At 45.8% G+C, this 17284-nt stretch carries 13 protein-coding genes, 4 tRNA genes and 1 other RNA gene; 1 reads left to right on the plus strand and 17 read right to left on the minus strand.

What is annotated here, in order from left to right; genetic code table 11:
* Positions 1 to 34: 34 nt before the first annotated feature.
* From hfq to trxA, 7 genes are all read right to left on the minus strand, one after another.
* On the minus strand, positions 35 to 286 hold the full coding sequence (gene hfq / locus BMW43_RS00895) for an RNA chaperone Hfq (RefSeq protein WP_091743507.1): 252 nt from the start codon (positions 284 to 286) through the stop codon (positions 35 to 37).
* Between the two features lie 65 nt (positions 287 to 351).
* The gene (miaA, locus tag BMW43_RS00900; RefSeq protein ID WP_091743508.1) at positions 352 to 1284 is read right to left on the minus strand and encodes a tRNA (adenosine(37)-N6)-dimethylallyltransferase MiaA; all 933 of its coding nucleotides are present in this window, start codon (positions 1282 to 1284) and stop codon (positions 352 to 354) included.
* A gap of 18 nt (positions 1285 to 1302) precedes the next feature.
* Positions 1303 to 2088 carry a class I SAM-dependent methyltransferase gene (locus tag BMW43_RS00905; RefSeq protein WP_091743509.1) on the minus strand — a complete coding sequence of 262 codons (786 nt, stop codon included), beginning with the start codon at positions 2086 to 2088 and terminating at the stop codon, positions 1303 to 1305.
* Positions 2089 to 2263: 175 nt separating this feature from the next.
* Entirely contained in the window at positions 2264 to 4099 is a 1836-nt protein-coding gene (mutL, locus tag BMW43_RS00910) for a DNA mismatch repair endonuclease MutL (protein ID WP_091743510.1), read from the minus strand.
* Positions 4096 to 6690 carry a DNA mismatch repair protein MutS gene (mutS, locus tag BMW43_RS00915; protein WP_091743511.1) on the minus strand — a complete coding sequence of 865 codons (2595 nt, stop codon included), beginning with the start codon at positions 6688 to 6690 and terminating at the stop codon, positions 4096 to 4098. Before mutS ends, mutL begins: the two co-directional genes overlap by 4 nt.
* Positions 6691 to 6717: 27 nt before the next feature.
* Positions 6718 to 8055 carry a tRNA (N6-isopentenyl adenosine(37)-C2)-methylthiotransferase MiaB gene (miaB, locus tag BMW43_RS00920; RefSeq protein ID WP_177173420.1) on the minus strand — a complete coding sequence of 446 codons (1338 nt, stop codon included), beginning with the start codon at positions 8053 to 8055 and terminating at the stop codon, positions 6718 to 6720.
* A 500-nt stretch (positions 8056 to 8555) separates the two neighbouring features.
* Positions 8556 to 8876, minus strand: a complete 321-nt coding sequence (trxA, locus tag BMW43_RS00925; RefSeq protein ID WP_091743513.1) for a thioredoxin — start codon at positions 8874 to 8876, stop codon at positions 8556 to 8558.
* Positions 8877 to 9085: 209 nt separating this feature from the next.
* Between trxA and BMW43_RS00930 the strand changes: the two genes are divergently transcribed.
* Positions 9086 to 9646 (plus strand): nitroreductase family protein, encoded by a 561-nt coding sequence (locus tag BMW43_RS00930; protein WP_091743514.1) that lies wholly within the window; start codon positions 9086 to 9088, stop codon positions 9644 to 9646.
* 59 nt (positions 9647 to 9705) lie between these two features.
* Here the strand turns inward: BMW43_RS00930 and rnpB are convergent.
* The 10 genes from rnpB to BMW43_RS00980 all read right to left on the minus strand — a co-directional run bounded on the left by rnpB (position 9706) and on the right by BMW43_RS00980 (position 17177).
* Positions 9706 to 10068: RNase P RNA component class A (gene rnpB, locus BMW43_RS00935), an RNA gene on the minus strand.
* 128 nt (positions 10069 to 10196) lie between these two features.
* Positions 10197 to 11318, minus strand: a complete 1122-nt coding sequence (locus BMW43_RS00940; RefSeq protein WP_091743515.1) for a Nif3-like dinuclear metal center hexameric protein — start codon at positions 11316 to 11318, stop codon at positions 10197 to 10199.
* The gene (locus BMW43_RS00945; RefSeq protein ID WP_091743516.1) at positions 11309 to 11998 is read right to left on the minus strand and encodes a tRNA (adenine(22)-N(1))-methyltransferase; all 690 of its coding nucleotides are present in this window, start codon (positions 11996 to 11998) and stop codon (positions 11309 to 11311) included. Before BMW43_RS00945 ends, BMW43_RS00940 begins: the two co-directional genes overlap by 10 nt.
* Before the next feature lie 107 nt (positions 11999 to 12105).
* Positions 12106 to 12181: transfer RNA gene (locus BMW43_RS00950), tRNA-Val, on the minus strand.
* Between the two features lie 94 nt (positions 12182 to 12275).
* Positions 12276 to 12350, minus strand: a tRNA-Glu gene (locus tag BMW43_RS00955).
* A 20-nt stretch (positions 12351 to 12370) separates the two neighbouring features.
* Positions 12371 to 12445 (minus strand) — tRNA-Ile (locus BMW43_RS00960).
* 45 nt (positions 12446 to 12490) lie between these two features.
* Positions 12491 to 12566 (minus strand) — tRNA-Asn (locus tag BMW43_RS00965).
* Positions 12567 to 12635: 69 nt separating this feature from the next.
* Positions 12636 to 13757 (minus strand): RNA polymerase sigma factor RpoD, encoded by a 1122-nt coding sequence (rpoD, locus tag BMW43_RS00970; RefSeq protein ID WP_091743517.1) that lies wholly within the window; start codon positions 13755 to 13757, stop codon positions 12636 to 12638.
* A 45-nt stretch (positions 13758 to 13802) separates the two neighbouring features.
* Positions 13803 to 15605: a DNA primase gene (dnaG, locus tag BMW43_RS00975; protein ID WP_091743518.1), complete on the minus strand. Its 1803-nt coding sequence runs from the start codon at positions 15603 to 15605 to the stop codon at positions 13803 to 13805.
* Between the two features lie 576 nt (positions 15606 to 16181).
* Positions 16182 to 17177 (minus strand): deoxyguanosinetriphosphate triphosphohydrolase, encoded by a 996-nt coding sequence (locus BMW43_RS00980; RefSeq protein WP_091743519.1) that lies wholly within the window; start codon positions 17175 to 17177, stop codon positions 16182 to 16184.
* Positions 17178 to 17284: the final 107 nt, after the last annotated feature.

A 17284-nucleotide genomic window follows, 5' to 3' on the forward strand; every position in this document is an offset into this window, starting at 1 on the left:
GTAACAGATGCTCCGGTAAAACCGGAGCATCTGTTTATATTTTACTTTCTTCTTTTTTATCGTGATAACTGGCGGATAGCGGACGAAAAGGGGTAATAGTTGATATTGCATGCTTATACACTAATTGCTGTTTTCCATCATTTTCAATAATGACCGTAAAATTATCAAAGCCTCTAACTGATCCCCTCAGTTGAAATCCGTTAACCAGGTAAATTACAACCGGAACATTTTCTTTACGCACTTGATTTAAAAAACTATCCTGCAAATTGATTACTTTTGTTGTCATGAATTAACCCCTCCGTATTTATGATTTGCCAAAAACACATTCATCGCCATATTCTAATTTTTATTCTACTTGAGACAAAACTTTCCTGCAATGCATTTGTAAATTGTTTCCATCATTTTCTCATAACTGTCGTACTCATCAACTGAAAACCATTGAATATACGGCATTCTGCGATACCAGGTAAGTTGACGCTTGGCAAAATTTCTGGTAGCCTGTTTAATTTGATTTACCGCAGAGGATAAATCCATCCTGCCTTGCAGATAGGCAACCATCTCTTTATAACCGATTCCCTTCATGGACTGGCAGTCAGGCGACACACCCGAGCGAAGCAGCTCTGCCACTTCTTCTTCCAAGCCGGCGGCCATCATTTGGTCAACCCGGAAATTTATATTCTGATACAGTTTAGCCCGCTCCAAGGTCAAGCCAATTACGACCGACTCATAAACCAGCTCAGGCCTTTCCTTTGTTTGAGATATGCTTTCGCCGCCCAGCTCTTGTACCTCCAAAGCCCGTATAATGCGCCGGCGATCGTTGGGGTGAAGCCGCAAAGCCGCTTGCGAATCGCTCCTGGCCAGCATAGCATGCAGATAGTCGTTACCGTACTGCTCTGCCAGCTTTTCTAAGTGCTGACGAAATTCCGAATCGCCGGGAGTTTCATTAAATTGATAATTTTCCAACAGAGCTTTGACGTAGAGTCCGGTGCCACCGGCCAAAATGGGAATCTTCCCCCGTCGGTTAACCCCGGTAATATATTGTGCCGCTATTTGTTGAAAATCGGTTACACTAAAAGGTTCGACCGGCTCAATATAGTCGATCAGGTGATGCACAATTCCTGCCCGCTCTTGTAGCGTCGGTTTAGCCGTACCTATGTTCATCCTTTTATACACAAGCATGGAATCGCCGGAAATCACTTCTGTCTCCAGCAATTTAGCCAGATCAATGCTGACTCTTGTTTTACCGACGGCTGTCGGACCAATAACTGCAATTACACGCTCCATATCCTTCTCCCATCCACTTTATCCGTTAACCTGAATAACGCCATAATGTACGCTGCTGTATTTTCCGCCATACAGGCCTGATAAGGCAAACTTATCAAATTCGGCACTGTTGCGGGTTTCCTTGATGACAACACGCTGTCTGGCAATACGACAAGCCTCCTGGACTGCGTCCGGCAGCAAGGGGCGGTCATCAGCCAGATAACGAAGCGGTTTAAGGTTAGAGCTGCTATGGATAGGATGACGGAACATCGGATCGAAATACACAATATCAAAGCTTTTATCCGGCACATGGCAAAGATACTCATAATAATCTGCCCAAACAACCTGTATGCGCCGTAATGCCATGGTAACCGCCTCATCCCCGGCAGAGAAATGACGCAGACCGTATTCGGTAATTTGCGCGATCAACAGGGCATGCTCTATTCCAGTGACCTGCCCTGCCGCGCCGGCAACAAAACTGGCAACAATGGCGTCGGTAGCCAAGCCCATTGTGCAATCCAATACGGACATCCCGGCAGAGAGCCCCATGGCCTCCACCATATGGTCAGGTTTTCCATTTTTTAAATTATTTATACGTAATTCGGCCATACTCAAATGAAAAAAGTACTCTCCCCCCGGTGTGATTACCACAGGGCCCTGCTTTTTTACCACTACGAGAAGCTCAGCTCTATGGCTGGCTTTTAAAAAGTCCAGTGATTGTTTTCCCCGCCGGACATAGGGGACCTGTAAAGTTTTTGCCATAGACTCGGCCAGTTGAGCGGTAGCCTCGGTGGGGTGAATTCCTGTTGTAACAATCAACTGCATACCTTCCTCTTCAGAGAACCGCTGATTGAATGAGGCTGTCGGCCTAACGAGAGATTTTCGCCTAGCAAGAAAGAAAAACGGCAGGAATAGTTGCTCTATTTCAAGGTTTTGCTGACACAGCTATTAGGTGGAAAAAGATTCGCCAGGACGCGCAGTGTAATTAAGCAGTGGTTCTTTAAGTTCTTTTAAACATTTTTGCCATGTCCTGCGGTGAGAACCGGACAATCACAGGCCTGCCGTGTGGACAGGTATACGGCAGGGTAGTGGCACAAAGCTCGTTAACCAGCGCCTGCATCTGCTCCAGTGACAGCGTATCGCCGGCCTTGATCGCCGCTTTGCACGAGGCGATTTGCAGGCAGGCATGGCGTAAATCCTGTGCCGTGGGATTGTGTAAGCCCTGTATTTCAGTCAGAATTTGCCTTAATAATGCTTCACTGGCGGCAGGAGGAATGTCTGACGGAGCTTCCGTCAATCTGACGGTGTTAGGTCCAACCACATCCAGGGAAAAGCCCAACTGTTGGAATACCTCAGCCTGCTCGCTGATTACATCAATTTCCACCTGGCTGAACTCAAAAAAAAGCGGCACCAGCAATTGCTGAAAAGGAATGCGCTCGGTGGCCTGGCCAAACTTATCATAAAGAATGCGTTCATGAGCAGCATGTTGATCGATGATATAAAGACCGTCTTTACCTTGCGCGATCAGATAGCACTCGGCAATCTGGCCCATAACTCTTAACTCAAAGGACTCTGCCGGTTCTTCCGTCGAGGCAGGCAACACCGGCATGGCTTCAGCCTGCCAGGAGGCCTTTTGCTCTTCGTCCTGCTTCCTGACAGCCTCCCGGACAGCTGAAAAGCTCACACTCGGCTTTTCATATATCACATTCGATCTCTGATAGGGCTGATATGGTACGGGTTCTTTATATTCTGGGTGCTTGGCAAATAAGCTTTCTACCGGCTGCGCAGGATGGCGTTCAATGAATTTCGGCTGTATAGGAGAAGCCAACTGCGTAGGCTGTTGGGGATTGATCAGTGTTGTCGTAACCGCCTTATACACGGCGCGAAAAACCTGCTGCTCATCGCGGAATTTCACATCGCTTTTTTGTGGATGAACATTTACATCCACGCTATCCAACGGCACCGTTATTTGCAGTACAGCTAACGGAAACCCTGTTTTCGGCAACAAAGAATGATAGGCATTATCAATGGCTTTGGCAATAAACCGGCTGTTAATAACCCGTAAATTAACAATATAGGTTTGCCACTGCCGGCTGCCTTTAAGCAGGGTCGGCTTACCGATCATGCCGGAAATGCTGATATTCGTATCGGCATAATCAATCTCAATAAGGTCGGGTGCAATCTGAGTACCATAAAGACTTGTCAGTGTATCTCTGAGCTTATTGGTTCCCGGCGTGTGCAGCACCAGTTTCTGATTATTAATCAATTTAAACGATACATCCGGGTGTGATAAAGCCAGCCTGGTGACAACCTGATGAATTTGTGACGCCTCTGTTGCCGGTGTTTTTAAAAATTTCCGTCTGGCCGGCGTATTAAAGAACAAATCCTGAATGGTAATTGTTGTGCCAACCTGACCGGCACCTTCCCTAAGGTCGCTCATCGTTCCACCCTGGATTTCCAGATAAGTTCCCAGTTCTTCCCCATGCAGTCTGGTGGTAAGCGAAAATTTGGATACCGCAGCGATGCTGGGCAGGGCTTCACCGCGAAACCCCAAAGAACTTATGCATTCCAGATCGTCAACTTCATAGATCTTGCTGGTCGCATGCCGCAACACCGACAACTTCGCGTCTTCACGGCTCATCCCGCTGCCGTCATCAGTCACCCGGATAAAGGGAATACCCCCTTCGGCAATTTCGATTTCTATATTCCGGCTGCCGGCATCCAGCGAATTCTCCGCCAACTCCTTGACAATGGAAGCGGGACGCTCCACCACCTCACCGGCGGCAATCTTATTGGCGGTATTTTCATCAAGCACATGAATAATGGAATGGCTCATAGCTTTCCAGTCTCCTGCCTGGCCTGATTTTGAAGCTTGTATAACACATTCAGCGCTTCCAGCGGGGTCATGGTCATAATGTCCAGCGACAGGATGTCATCCGCCAGCGCACTGCCAAACAAGGTCGGTTGATTTGCCGCAGCCGTCTGCTCCTGGGCGACTCTTTCCTGCACACAAACATGCTGCTGCTCCAATTCGATTAATATCTCCTGTGCCCGCTCAATCGTGGCTTTCGGTAGCCCGGCCAACTGAGCCACATGGATACCATAGCTTTTATCGGCACCACCCGGCACAATCCGCCGCAGAAAAACAACTTCCTTACCCCGTTCTTTTACGGCTACGGAGTAGTTTTTTATGCTGTCATTCCACTCCGCCAAATCAGTGAGCTCATGATAATGGGTCGCAAACAAGGTTTTTGCCTTAATCTTCTTTTTGATATGCTCAATGACCGCCTTGGCGATGCTCATACCGTCAAAGGTGCTAGTTCCCCGGCCGATTTCATCCAGGATAATCAGACTTTTTTGTGTGGCATGCTTAAGAATTTGCGCCACTTCATTCATTTCCACCATAAAGGTGCTTTGACCGGTGGCCAAATCGTCACTGGCCCCTACCCGGGTAAAGATACGGTCTACCGGACAAATGCTGGCTTCCCGCGCCGGAATAAAACTACCGATCTGCGCCAGCAGGACAAGTACGGCAACCTGACGCATATAGGTTGATTTACCGGCCATATTCGGGCCGGTAATGACCATCACTTCACTGTCGGTATGATTCAGCACTGTGTCATTAGGTACGAACATCTCGCGTACCAGCAAGCGTTCCACCACCGGATGCCGACCGTCTTTAAGGATGATTTCATTTCTGGTGTTAATAGCCGGCCTTATATAGTTGTAGCGAGCCGCCGCTTCTCCTAAAGCAGTCAGTACATCCACCTGGGCGATTTGCCGGGCCGTCTGTTGAATTTCCTTAATCTTTTCTTTAATATAATCGCGAACTTCACTAAACAGATGGTATTCGATGGATACAATTTTCTCCTGAGCTCCAAGAATTTTGGTTTCAAATTCCTTGAGTTCCGGTGTAATGTATCGTTCGGCATTAGCCAGCGTTTGTTTGCGTATATACTGTGCCGGAACTGACGCCGCATGGGTATGGGTTACCTCCAGATAATAACCGAATACTTTGTTGTATCCTACCTTGAGCGATTTAATTCCCGTCTTTTCCCGCTCCTGCGTCTCCAACTCCTGGATCCATTTTTTACTGTCCCGCGAGATAAACCGCAGTTCGTCCAGTTCGGCATGATAGCCCTCCCTGATCATGCCCCCTTCGCGAACCGAAAAAGGCGGCGTATCCACAATAGCCGAAGCAATAAGCTCGGCCGCATCTGTATGGCTTTGTATCTGTCCACGCAGATGGGCTAACAACGGATCGCGGATGTCCTGTAAGCAACCTTTGATCTCAGGCACAATGTCTAAAGAAGTCTTTAAAGCGACTAAATCCCGGGCATTGGCTGTTCCGACCTCGATCCTGGTTAATATACGCTCAAAATCATAAATTCCGGTTAGCAGCCTATGTATGTTTTGGCGTACGACAGGTAATTCCAAGAAGATTCCCACCGCATTCTGCCGGGCTGTAATTTCATCAGTCTTCAATAACGGATATTCCAGCCACTTTTTTAAGAGCCGCCCGCCCATGGCGGTTTGGGTAAAGTCCAATACGGAGAATAATGTATCTTTTTTACTGCCGTCACGCATATTGCGTGTTATCTCTAAATTTCTTAGCGTAGCCGCGTCCAGAACAAGATGCTCGGCGGCATTGTATTTAACCAGGCAGTTGATATGCGACAAATCGTTCTTCACTGTCTGCTGCAAATAGTGCAACAAACAACCCACAACCATGCAAGCTCCATCGGTCTGGGGAAGTTCCGCCGGTGAAAAGAATTGCTGCGGCAAAGCTTTAATGGAATCAACTTCTGGCACATTCAGCGTAGTGACTGTGCAGCGGGAAATCCGGTTTTCGATAAAAGCTTCCAGTTCCGTTATATTTTCCAGCTTGGAGGCCAACACCAGTTCGGCAGGCATCAGCCTAAACAATTGATCGCACAGACCATTTAAACGATACAGTCCGCTAAAAACCGTCCACAAACACTCGCCGGTGGAAATATCAGCCGCGGCCAGACTGATTTCTTCGTTTTCTTCCCAAACAACCACCAAAAAATTATTATTCTGGTCAGGCAAAAGGCTTTCCGATAATACGGTCCCCGGCGTAATAATCTTGATCACTTCCCGCCGAACTAATCCTTTTACCTGCTTGGGATCCTCCATTTGTTCACAAATGGCAATTTTATAACCTTTGCCAATCAGCTTGGCAATATAAGTATCTGCCGCATGATAAGGAATACCGCACATGGGAACTCTCGTATTCTGACCGCCCTCGCGGGAAGTCAGGGTGATTTCCAATTCCCGCGAAGCTAACTCGGCATCAGAAAAAAACATCTCATAAAAATCACCAAGCCGGAAAAACAAAATTTCTTCCGGATGCTTAGCTTTAATCTCGCGGTATTGCTCCAGCATAGGAGTATAACTTACACTCATCGTCTCCTCCTTTTCCGGGAAAACAAGTTAATAATTATACAGTTTGCCCTTTAATACCCAGGTCTGGGCATGATCTATTTTAACAGACAACAATTGTCCGACCTGTTCCGGCCCCTGCTTGTCCCATAGTATGATTTTATTGGTACGGGTACGCCCCATCAGTTTGGTGTCATCATTTTTACTCGGCCCTTCCACCAGAACCTCCACCACACTGCCTTCCAATTGCTTATTGATTTCCAGGCTGATCGTATTCTGTACATCCATTAACGCCTGCAATCTGGCTTTCTTTTCGGCAAGCGGAATCTGATCAGGCATGGTAGCTGCAGGAGTACCTGACCGCTTGGAATAAATAAAGGTATAAGCAGCATCAAAACGGATTGTTTTTAGAAATTCCAGCGTTTCTAAGAATAATTCTTCAGTTTCGCCGGGAAATCCTACAATGATATCGGTCGTGATACTGGCCTGGGGAACTTTTTTCCTTATTTGCTCAATCAGTTTAGTATAGTACTCAGTGGTATAACCACGGTTCATTTTGGCTAAAACCCTATTGCTGCCTGACTGGATCGGCAGATGAAACTGCTCGCATATTTTTTTGCTTTGGCAAATTACATCAATGACAGCCTGATTCATATCACGGGGATGGGAAGTCATGTAACGAATACGTTCAATGGACTCCACCTGATCAACCCGGGCCAGCAATTGGGCAAAACCGTCTTCCTGTTTATCATCCTTGCCATAGGAATTCACATTCTGCCCCAACAAAGTGATTTCTTTAAAGCCTTCCTGCCCTAACTGTTCTATTTCTTTAATAATATCCTCCATTGGCCGGCTGCGTTCTCGTCCCCGCACATAAGGCACAATGCAGTAAGTGCAGAAATTATTGCAACCATACATAATGGGGACATAAGCAGAAACCTTTCCTTTATGTACGGCAGGCACATCTTCAGCCAACCGTTCAGCCTGATCCCAGACAGCCAGCACCTTGTCTTTTTTATTTTCCACCTCGGCAATTAATTCGGTTAATTTGTGAACATTATGTGTGCCTATGACAAAATCGACATGGGCCGCTTTCTTAAAAATTTCATCCCGGTCCTTTTGAGCCATACAGCCGGCAATCCCAATAATCAAATTAGGATTTACCGCTTTCAGCCGTTTCAGTTCACCGATTTTTCCATAGATTTTCTGCTCAGCGCTTTCTCTGACACAGCAGGTATTTATCATAATTAAATCAGCCTGATCCAGCTTATCGGTTAATTCATAACCGACAGACTTCAGTTGTCCGACAAACCGTTCAGAGTCATTTTCATTCATTTGGCATCCGTATGTCAGCACGGACATGCGTTTTGACTGTATAGTATCCTGCATAAAAAGAATCATCTCCATAAAATATCTTGATGGTTATTATACCCTATATTAAAGCAGCAAACAACAACCCCTAGTGTAGTGACACGTTGACATTCAGCTAAAGGACGCCGGATAAATTTCCATCTGCAAGGCGAAGGAGTGAGGCGTAGTGGTTCCTACGCCGATTGACGACAACGAAGCAGCTGGAAATGTAGACAAGTAATTTAGCGAAATGTGAATGGGCCACTACACTAGGGCTCTGCCAACTTTGAAACTGAAAGATGATGACACGCCCTAAAGCAGCAAAATGGCTCTTAGTTGGCACATACCAATAAGAGCCGTTTTCGTTATTGCCCTGCTGTATTATACGATCTTCCAATCCTCCAAATAAGCTTGCAAAACTAAATAAGTGATTTGGTAAAATATTCCACGTGAAACATTACGAAACATAGAAAAATAAACACTGCCCTCAAAAAGGCCACTGTCCTAAATTTCGTAAAAGCAGAATTCTCCCGAAAAAATTATAGGTTCTTCTCCAACGCAACACTAAAATCTTTACGGGGCCGGTATCCCACCAGGCGGTTTACTTCCTGGCCTGCTTTAAAAATCAATATGGTCGGAATACTCATTACATTGTACTGGCTGGCCAGTTCCGCCTGCTCGTCAATATTGACTTTCGCAATGACGGCTTTCCCCTCATATTCCTCAGCTACCGCTTCTATTTCAGGCGCAACCATCTTGCACGGACCACACCAGGAAGCCCAAAAATCAACTAATACCGGTTTGTCGGCAGCAATTGTCTGCGTAAATTCTGCCGGACTTGAAATGGTTATCACACTCACCTGCCATACCTCCCTAATATATAATCCCATCATATTTATTATCTAAAAAAAGCTTTCATTAACACGGTAAAACAAAAACAATTATAATTAGAATTATATAGAATATTCTTCCAAAAGTCAATTGAGTTCCCTCTGTGAGGACCTGCCGTGCTTTACTTTTCCAGGATAATTTACTATGATAAAGGTAAATATTTTCGGGAGGTAGACCCATGGATTTCAAAGAAACGCTGTATAGCCGACGTTCTGTTCGTAAGTATACCGGTCAGTTGGTGGATAAAAAAATAATCGAGGAACTATGCACTGCTGCGGCTCAGGCTCCCAGTGCCACCAACTCCCAGCCTTGGTGCTTTGGCGTAATTCAGAACCAAAACCTGCTGTCCGCCTATTCCCAGCAAGTCAAGGCCCTTCTTATCGGTAAGATGGAAGAACTTCCTTCACTGCAGAAATATCACGCCCTGTTGGCACGCGATGATTATGATATATTTTATGGTGCCGGCACACTTCTGCTTGTTTATGCCAAACCAGCCGGTCCGTTTGCTGTCACAGATTGCTGTCTGGCGGCGCAAAATGTCATGCTGGCGGCCCACAGCCTGGGGCTGGGAACCTGTTGGATTGGTTTTGCCCAGGAATTCTTACAGCAGCCTTATATTAAGCAAGAACTTGGCATCCCTGAAACTCATGTTATGGTTGCACCGCTGATTGTAGGCTATCCGGCCAGCGAACAGGAACCGGTGGCGAAACGGGCACCGGAAATTCTTTTTTGGAAATAACAATAACATGGCCGTTGTACGATAAGCTGCATGCAGCTTATCGTACAACGGCCATGAGCATTATGAGTCATCAATAAGCCGAGTTCTGTTCCGCTAGCGCGGTGACGATTATTTATCTAGGCTGCCAGTTGCCTGACAGCTCAAGCGACGCAACCCGGAAGGCTCAGCGGGCAGCTTCATCCCTTCCCTATTCGGTCTTGCTCCAAGTGGGGTTTACCTAGCCAATCAGTCACCTGATTGCTGGTGCGCTCTTACCGCACCGTTCCATCCTTACCTGGCAAATACCAGGCGGTCTACATTTCTGTGGCACTTTCCCTGAGGTCACCCTCGCTGGACGTTATCCAGCACCCTGCCCTACGGAGCTCGGACTTTCCTCAAATACGCCCTAGTGCTCCACCAACTCTGAAACTACAATTTCTTCACAGATCTTTTTCCGTAAATTTAATTTGCAGTTTTAAAATTGGCGGAACACTAGCGCATTCGCAATCGTCTTTTTGACTCATAACAACCGGATTATTATGTTACCAGTTATTTTTGTTTATGTCAAGCCTCAATAAAAATCAAACACATCTTTAGAACAACCAGTCCCTGCCTCAATCTCGACGAACCATTTATTTTCTGTGGCCCATTGCGTTAAATAGGCGGCTAAATCAGCAACTACAGGCTGTTCCGTCGCAAAATGACCAGCATCAATAACTGTCAGTCCTGCCGCAATTGCCGCCTGAGCTTCATGATATTTTACATCGCCGGTTACCAATACATCCGCTCCGGCAGCAACTGCCTGGGCAATCAGTCCGGCCCCACTGCCGCCGCAAACAGCCACTTTGCCGACCATGTCGTCATGTTGACCGGCCACTTTCACAAAAGAAACCTCCAATGCCTGCTTAAGCAAGCAAATAAATTCCATCATACTGACCTTGTGGGGCAAATCGCCGATGCGTCCCAGTCCCTGCGGCACGCCCGGATTGAGCAGCTCATACAGATCATAAGCTACTTCTTCATAAGGGTGAGCCCGAAACATCGCCGCAAGCACCCGGTTCTTGATTTCCTCGGGCAAAACGGTTTCCAGGCGGACTTCGTCCACCTTTTCCAGTTGACCGGCTTTACCAATATAAGGATCTGTTCCCGCTAATGGCAAAAAGGTACCTGTTCCTGTTGTTTGAAAGGAACAATGACTGTATTGTCCTATATGGCCGGCTCCGGCATCGGCAATGGCGGTTCGCACTTCTTCCACATGATTCTGCGGTACGTAGACCACTAGTTTTAAAAGTTGCCCGGTTTGCTGAACAGCAAGCGGTTTTATGTTTTGGAGCGCTATTTTTTTTGCCAGACTGTCATTTACACCGCCTGCAGCAATGTCCAGATTGGTATGTGCCGCAAATACCGCGATTTCGTTTTGCAGCAGTTTGGCTAGCATGACTCCTTCCGGTTTATCGGTACGGATACTTTTCAGGGAATGAAAAATGAGCGGATGGTGAGCAATAATCATATCGATTTGATTGGTTACCGCATAATCAATGACTGACAACGTCACATCCAAAACAACCAATATCTTTTTTATCTTTTGGGAGGGGCTACCTACCAGTAAACCTACATTGTCCCACTTCTCAGCCAATTGAGCGGGAGCAAGACTATAAAGAGTATCCATAATCGCCTGACACTTCACAGACATGTACGCCACGCCTCCAACTCTTCTATTTTTTTAACAAGCCGCTGACAGCGCTCGGCGGCCTCCGTTGTTTTACTTAATTTCAGATTTTCAACTATTTTTTTATATTGTTTTATACTCTGCGTCATATGATATTCCAGCAGCGGATGCTTTTGCCGCCACAAAACCGGCCCGATCTCATACAAAAGAGGATTCATGGCAGGCATCTCACCCGGCTCAGCCGCAATAATTTCATAAAGAATATCATCTTCTACGATCAGCTCTTCCTCGCAGATGGCCCACTGATGCTTCGCCAGCCATTGACGCATTAGCGCAGCGCCGATCATCGGCTGCACCACCAGACGTTTAGCCGCTTGCACAACCGCCGGACAGGCATTAAGAATATCGGTCATGGTGGTTGCCCCCATGCCAGCAATCACTATGGTTTCCACTTCGCCAGGCTGTAAAACAGTTAAACCATCACCCAGACGCAAGGAAACACTCGACTGCAGCGAAGCCCGTTGAATCGTTTCTTGAGCAGCCAGATAAGGCCCCTGATTCACCTCGCCGGCTATGGCATGAGTAACCACACCATGCTCAACAAGATAAATGGGCAAATAAGCATGGTCTGTACCGATATCGGCTACCCCGGCTCCCGGTATAACCAACTGCGCGATGGCGGAGAGCCTCTTACTTAACGGCATATCCCATCACCTCTCCTTTTTAGTATATAACAAAATCCCGCTTTGCATAATTGGCTTTTATCCTAAATTAAAAAATGCAAAGCCTGTGCTTTGCATGTAAGTTCGTGTGGTGGGCGATGACAGGATCGAACTGCCGACATCCTGCTTGTAAGGCAGGCGCTCTCCCAGCTGAGCTAATCGCCCGATTAACAGATATTTAGAAAGTTCTTCACTACGTCCGGAACTAAACGATTCACTTAGTTTTGGCTTCGCTCCTAAAAATCCGGTTCTCTGCTTATGGTGACCCGTGGGGGAATCGAACCCCCGATACCGCCGTGAAAGGGCGGTGTCTTAACCGCTTGACCAACGGGCCATATACTATATAAATTTAGTTGGTGGGCCCACCTGGGATCGAACCAGGGACCAGCCGGTTATGAGCCGGCTGCTCTACCGCTGAGCTATAGGCCCATAAAAACAGGATTTCCAAAGAAATCCTGTTTGCTGTAACAAAAATGGCTCCTCGAGTAGGACTCGAACCTACGACCGATCGGTTAACAGCCGATTGCTCTACCAACTGAGCTATCGAGGAATGTCACCAACGAAATATATTATATACCAGTATTATAAGTTGGTCAATATTTTTCTTTAAAAGCTCATATTATTCTAAAAAGTCTTTTAGCTTCTTACTCCGGCTCGGATGCCGCAGCTTGCGGAGCGCTTTGGCCTCAATCTGACGGATACGTTCCCTGGTAACACCGAAATGTTGTCCTACTTCTTCCAGAGTACGCGCCCGGCCATCGTCTAGGCCGAATCTCAATCGCAAGACTTTTTCCTCCCGCGGGGTTAATGTCTCCAGGACTTCTTCCAACTGTTCTTTTAAAAGCATGAACGAGGCGGCCTCCGCCGGCGCTGGCGCATCCTGATCCTCAATAAAATCCCCTAAGTGAGAGTCTTCTTCTTCCCCAATCGGGGTTTCCAAAGATACCGGTTCCTGGGCAATTTTCATAATTTCCCGAACCCGGTCAACACTGATTTCCATTTCACGGGCAATTTCCTCGGGCAACGGTTCACGTCCCAATTCCTGCAAAAGCTGGCGGGATACCCGGATCAGTTTATTAATTGTTTCCACCATGTGGACCGGAATCCGGATAGTCCGGGCCTGATCCGCTATCGCTCTGGTAATTGCCTGTCGAATCCACCAAGTTGCGTAGGTACTGAATTTATAGCCTTTATTATAATCAAATTTCTCAACCGCTTTAATAAGCCCCAGATTCCCCTCCTGAATTAAATCCAGGAAAAGCATCCCCCTACCCACATAGCGCTTGGCAATACTGACAACCAAACGCAAATTGGCTTCAGCCAGACGGCGCTTAGCTTCCTCATCACCGTTCTCCATCCGTTGGGCCAGTTTAATTTCTTCATCAGCATTTAAGAGCGGGACACGGCCGATTTCTTTGAGATACATTCGCACAGGATCATCAATACTGATTCCTTCCGGGATACTGAGGTCAATGTCCACCTCTTCCGGCGTTACCTCTTCCATCTCTGAAATATCCGGTTCCCCTATGCTTTCTACATCTGGAATTTCATCGACAATCTCAATACCCTTGCTGGAAAAAACTTCATACATATCATCAATTTCGTCGGGAGATAGATCATCGCCTTGGAGAGTGTCCATTATTTCAGCATAGGTCAGAACACCGCCACGTTGTTTTCCTTTATGCAATAATTCATTAACATGCTCATTAGATACATTAGGTACATTCTTTTTCTCTGTCATTCTTACTCCCCCCCTCCATTGACAATACAATTAGGCAAGCACTTACTATGACTGGTGCAATTTAGTAATTTCATCATTAATTCGCTGACTTTCCGCCAATTCCTGCAGAAAGCTACTATCCCCCATACGATGTAATTCATCAGCACGCAGCCGATGTTCTTCATATAATTTTTTCAGACTGAACAGACGAATCTTCTTTATGCAGTCATCAACCATTTGTGTCATATTGGTTAGTTGTATATCCATTAGCATAATGTGAGAAAATTCCAGGGCCGCCTCTTCTCCGAGAGTTTCCTGAAAACTGATATCTGTAATATTTTTCTCCATATTATACGCATTGCATATTGATTTCATTATTTTTTTTCTTCGTTCATCCTGAATATCTTCCAGTGTCAATTGTACTTCAATATATGGTATAATCGACATATCCTCACACATAAAGCGTATAATAGTTTTTTCAGCCTGCTCCGTGGGACTGACCTGCCGATTTTTCAAATAAACCGCACTACTATCCTTTCCCACATTTACAATTCTATCCTTTTTTTCAATATTTAAATATTTACGCAGTTCACTGCGAATAGAACTTTCATCAATGGACAACGCCTCAGAAGTTTGCGTAATGTACTCATTAATCTCAACCGCATTGTCAAGCGAGGCTAAAACAGGAATCATTTTACTGACCACTGCCACCTTGCCTTCCAGCGTAGAATAATCTATGGTTTGTAATGAGCTGCGCAAACTATACTCCACAAGCGACAGGCTCTCGGTAACGAGCAGCTTAAAAGCATCAGCCCCATGTTTTCTGATATATTCATCAGGATCTTTGCCATCGGGAATTGCTATCACTTTAATAGTTATGCCCAATTTTTTAGCGATTTCCAACGCTCTGAGCGTAGCATTCTGCCCGGCTGCATCACTGTCATAGGCAAACACAATTTCATGAACCGATCGCAGGCTTTTTGCCTGTTCCAGGGTAAACGCCGTCCCTAACGACGCCACCGTGTTTCTTACACCGGCCGAATGAGCCGCAATAACATCCATGTAACCTTCTACAACGATGGCCTGTCCTGTCTCCCGGATAAATTTATCTGCCAGATTAAGCCCGAATAAAATATGCCGCTTATTAAAGACTAGCGTCTCCGGTGAATTAAGATATTTAGGCTGGCTATCATCAAGCACTCTTCCGCCAAAACCGACAACACGACCACGTAAGTCACAAATAGGAAACATAATCCGGTTGCGAAACCTGTCATAAGCGCCTTCGCCGGAATTTCTCTCAGCAGCCAAGCCAGCCTTAATCATGGTCTCAAGCTGAATGCCTCTTGTAGAAAGCCCGTTCACCAGCTTATCCCACGCCGGCGGAGCGAATCCTAGACCAAATTGCTTGACCGCTTCTTGTGTAATTCCCCGGTGCTCCAGATATTTCCTTGCTCCTCCAGCAAAATTTGTTTTCGTAAGACAGGCATAAAAAAAATCCCTGGCTAATTCATTGGCACGGAACAAAGTAACTCTTTCCCGCTCAATCTGGCGCTCCTTTTCTGTCTTTTCCCTCTCCGGCACCGGAATATTAAGTTTATTAGCCAGCAGTTTTACCGCTTCCGGGAAAACCATGTTTTCCATCTTCATTAAGAAGGTAAAGACATTACCACCTGATTGACAGCCAAAACAATAGAAAAAGCCTTTATCAGGAGTGACAGAAAAAGACGGAGACTTTTCATTATGAAACGGACAGCATCCCCAATAATTTTTCCCTTTCTTTTTCAAGGGGACATATTGGGAGATAATACTGACAATATCGCTCTCCGCACGCAGCCTCTCAACAAAATCCTCATAATCCTTATCTTTCATACTAATCCAATCACCTTTGGGTTGCCTGCTTTACTTATACAATTCTTGGCATTAAGTATATACATTAGACAATTATTTATACACCAAAAGCCCTGATTAAGGTATATACTCCGGCAACCTTGCCAATAGATGTATACATTCGCGACTTTATCTAATTTTCCTGCTTAATCAATCCATTGTATAAAGCATAAGTAGACATACTCTGAGTTTATTCTACATAATTTGCTACAGTCCTGCTATGGAGCAAATACTTCTGACAGCTTAGCTTATTTTTTATAGTATTCAATAAATAATTTAAATATCCTCTCAATCAAGTACAAAAGTATGTTAAAATTAAAGTTTCTCCCGGGGCATGTTTGCTAACTATCCGGAACGGTCCTTGACGGCACTGTTTTCACTATGGAACGTTAGTTTACAAAATGCGTCCTGGTCATCTGTTTACTATAAAATCATAATGACTTCATAGTCCTTTTCCCGCAATGCGTCGTTGCCGTCGGTTTACCTATGTCTGATAGGCGCACCGCCGTCGCCTCAAAATCCCCCGAATTCTTTTACGCTTTCAAAGCAGGCGGACTACTAACGAATTTGCCAGTTGGCTGGAATAAATAATTCCTCAAACAAATGAATAGCGTATACGTCGGTTAATCCGGCAATATAGTCAGTAACGGTTGTCTCCAAACCCCAGCGATCCCGTCGCTGCAAATATTCATCCGGTAATGCGGACGGTTTAGCAACAAAGTACTCATATAATTTCTGGATCACATAACGGGCTTTTTTACGGTCCGGTTCCAACTCAGCCGAATGATATATCTTCTCAAACATAAACTCGCGTAATTCATTCATAGCCGCTTCAATAGCCGGCGACAGGCGGATTTCTGTCAAATCGGCAGAAGCCTCAAGCATATCGGCAACCATAACAGTAATCATATCGGATGGATGTGTCCCCAGACATTTTTCCACCCGAGCCGGAAGATCTGTCTTTTTAATCATTCCAGCCCGGATGCCGTCATCATAATCGTGACAGAGATAGGCAATGCGATCTCCCTTCCGGACGATACTTCCCTCCAAGGTAAACGGCTTATTCTCACCGGTATGATTGAGAATTCCATCTTTTACCGCCGCCGTTAAATTCAAACCTTTTCCATTCTTCTCCAGATACTCTACTACCCGCAAACTTTGTTCATTATGATTATAATGTCCGATCAGATCTCTTAACGCATATTCACCGGCATGACCAAACGGCGTATGCCCTACATCATGACCTAAAGCAATAGCCTCGATTAAATCTTCATTAAGGCGCAGCCCACGGGCGATGGTCCTTGAAATTTGGGAAACCTCCAAACTATGGGTCATACGCATACGATAGTGATCGCCCGGCGAAAAATACACCTGGGTCTTATGTTTTAGGCGCCGAAACGCCTTGCTGTGTATAATCCTGTCACGATCACGTTGAAATGCCGTGCGAAACGGGCATGGCTCTTCTTCTCTTTGCCGCACAGCCGTTTTACTTTTGCTGGCCGCCACTGCCAAGTAGATATACTCCTGTTCTTCTATCCGTTCACGTATATTCATAAAAATCCTCCTCACCAAAATATAACTATCAATCGGTTTTCCCATCATTTGACTGTGGAAAAATGACAAAGCAACTCCGCTACATTCAAAAATCTGTTATAATAAAT

The organism is Propionispora vibrioides, assembly GCF_900110485.1.
GTDB lineage: Bacteria > Bacillota > Negativicutes > Propionisporales > Propionisporaceae > Propionispora > Propionispora vibrioides.

Bases quoted from the DNA above. Each gene is read 5' to 3' on its own strand.
- hfq (WP_091743507.1), bottom strand. From the start codon at position 286: ATGACAACAAAAGTAATCAATTTGCAGGATAGTTTTTTAAATCAAGTG.
- miaA (WP_091743508.1), bottom strand. From the start codon at position 1,284: ATGGAGCGTGTAATTGCAGTTATTGGTCCGACAGCCGTCGGTAAAACA.
- BMW43_RS00905 (WP_091743509.1), bottom strand. From the start codon at position 2,088: ATGCAGTTGATTGTTACAACAGGAATTCACCCCACCGAGGCTACCGCT.
- mutL (WP_091743510.1), bottom strand. From the start codon at position 4,099: ATGAGCCATTCCATTATTCATGTGCTTGATGAAAATACCGCCAATAAG.
- mutS (WP_091743511.1), bottom strand. From the start codon at position 6,690: ATGAGTGTAAGTTATACTCCTATGCTGGAGCAATACCGCGAGATTAAA.
- miaB (WP_177173420.1), bottom strand. From the start codon at position 8,055: ATGCAGGATACTATACAGTCAAAACGCATGTCCGTGCTGACATACGGA.
- BMW43_RS00930 (WP_091743514.1), top strand. From the start codon at position 9,086: ATGGATTTCAAAGAAACGCTGTATAGCCGACGTTCTGTTCGTAAGTAT.
- BMW43_RS00940 (WP_091743515.1), bottom strand. From the start codon at position 11,318: ATGTCTGTGAAGTGTCAGGCGATTATGGATACTCTTTATAGTCTTGCT.
- BMW43_RS00945 (WP_091743516.1), bottom strand. From the start codon at position 11,998: ATGCCGTTAAGTAAGAGGCTCTCCGCCATCGCGCAGTTGGTTATACCG.
- rpoD (WP_091743517.1), bottom strand. From the start codon at position 13,757: ATGACAGAGAAAAAGAATGTACCTAATGTATCTAATGAGCATGTTAAT.
- dnaG (WP_091743518.1), bottom strand. From the start codon at position 15,605: ATGAAAGATAAGGATTATGAGGATTTTGTTGAGAGGCTGCGTGCGGAG.
- BMW43_RS00980 (WP_091743519.1), bottom strand. From the start codon at position 17,177: ATGAATATACGTGAACGGATAGAAGAACAGGAGTATATCTACTTGGCA.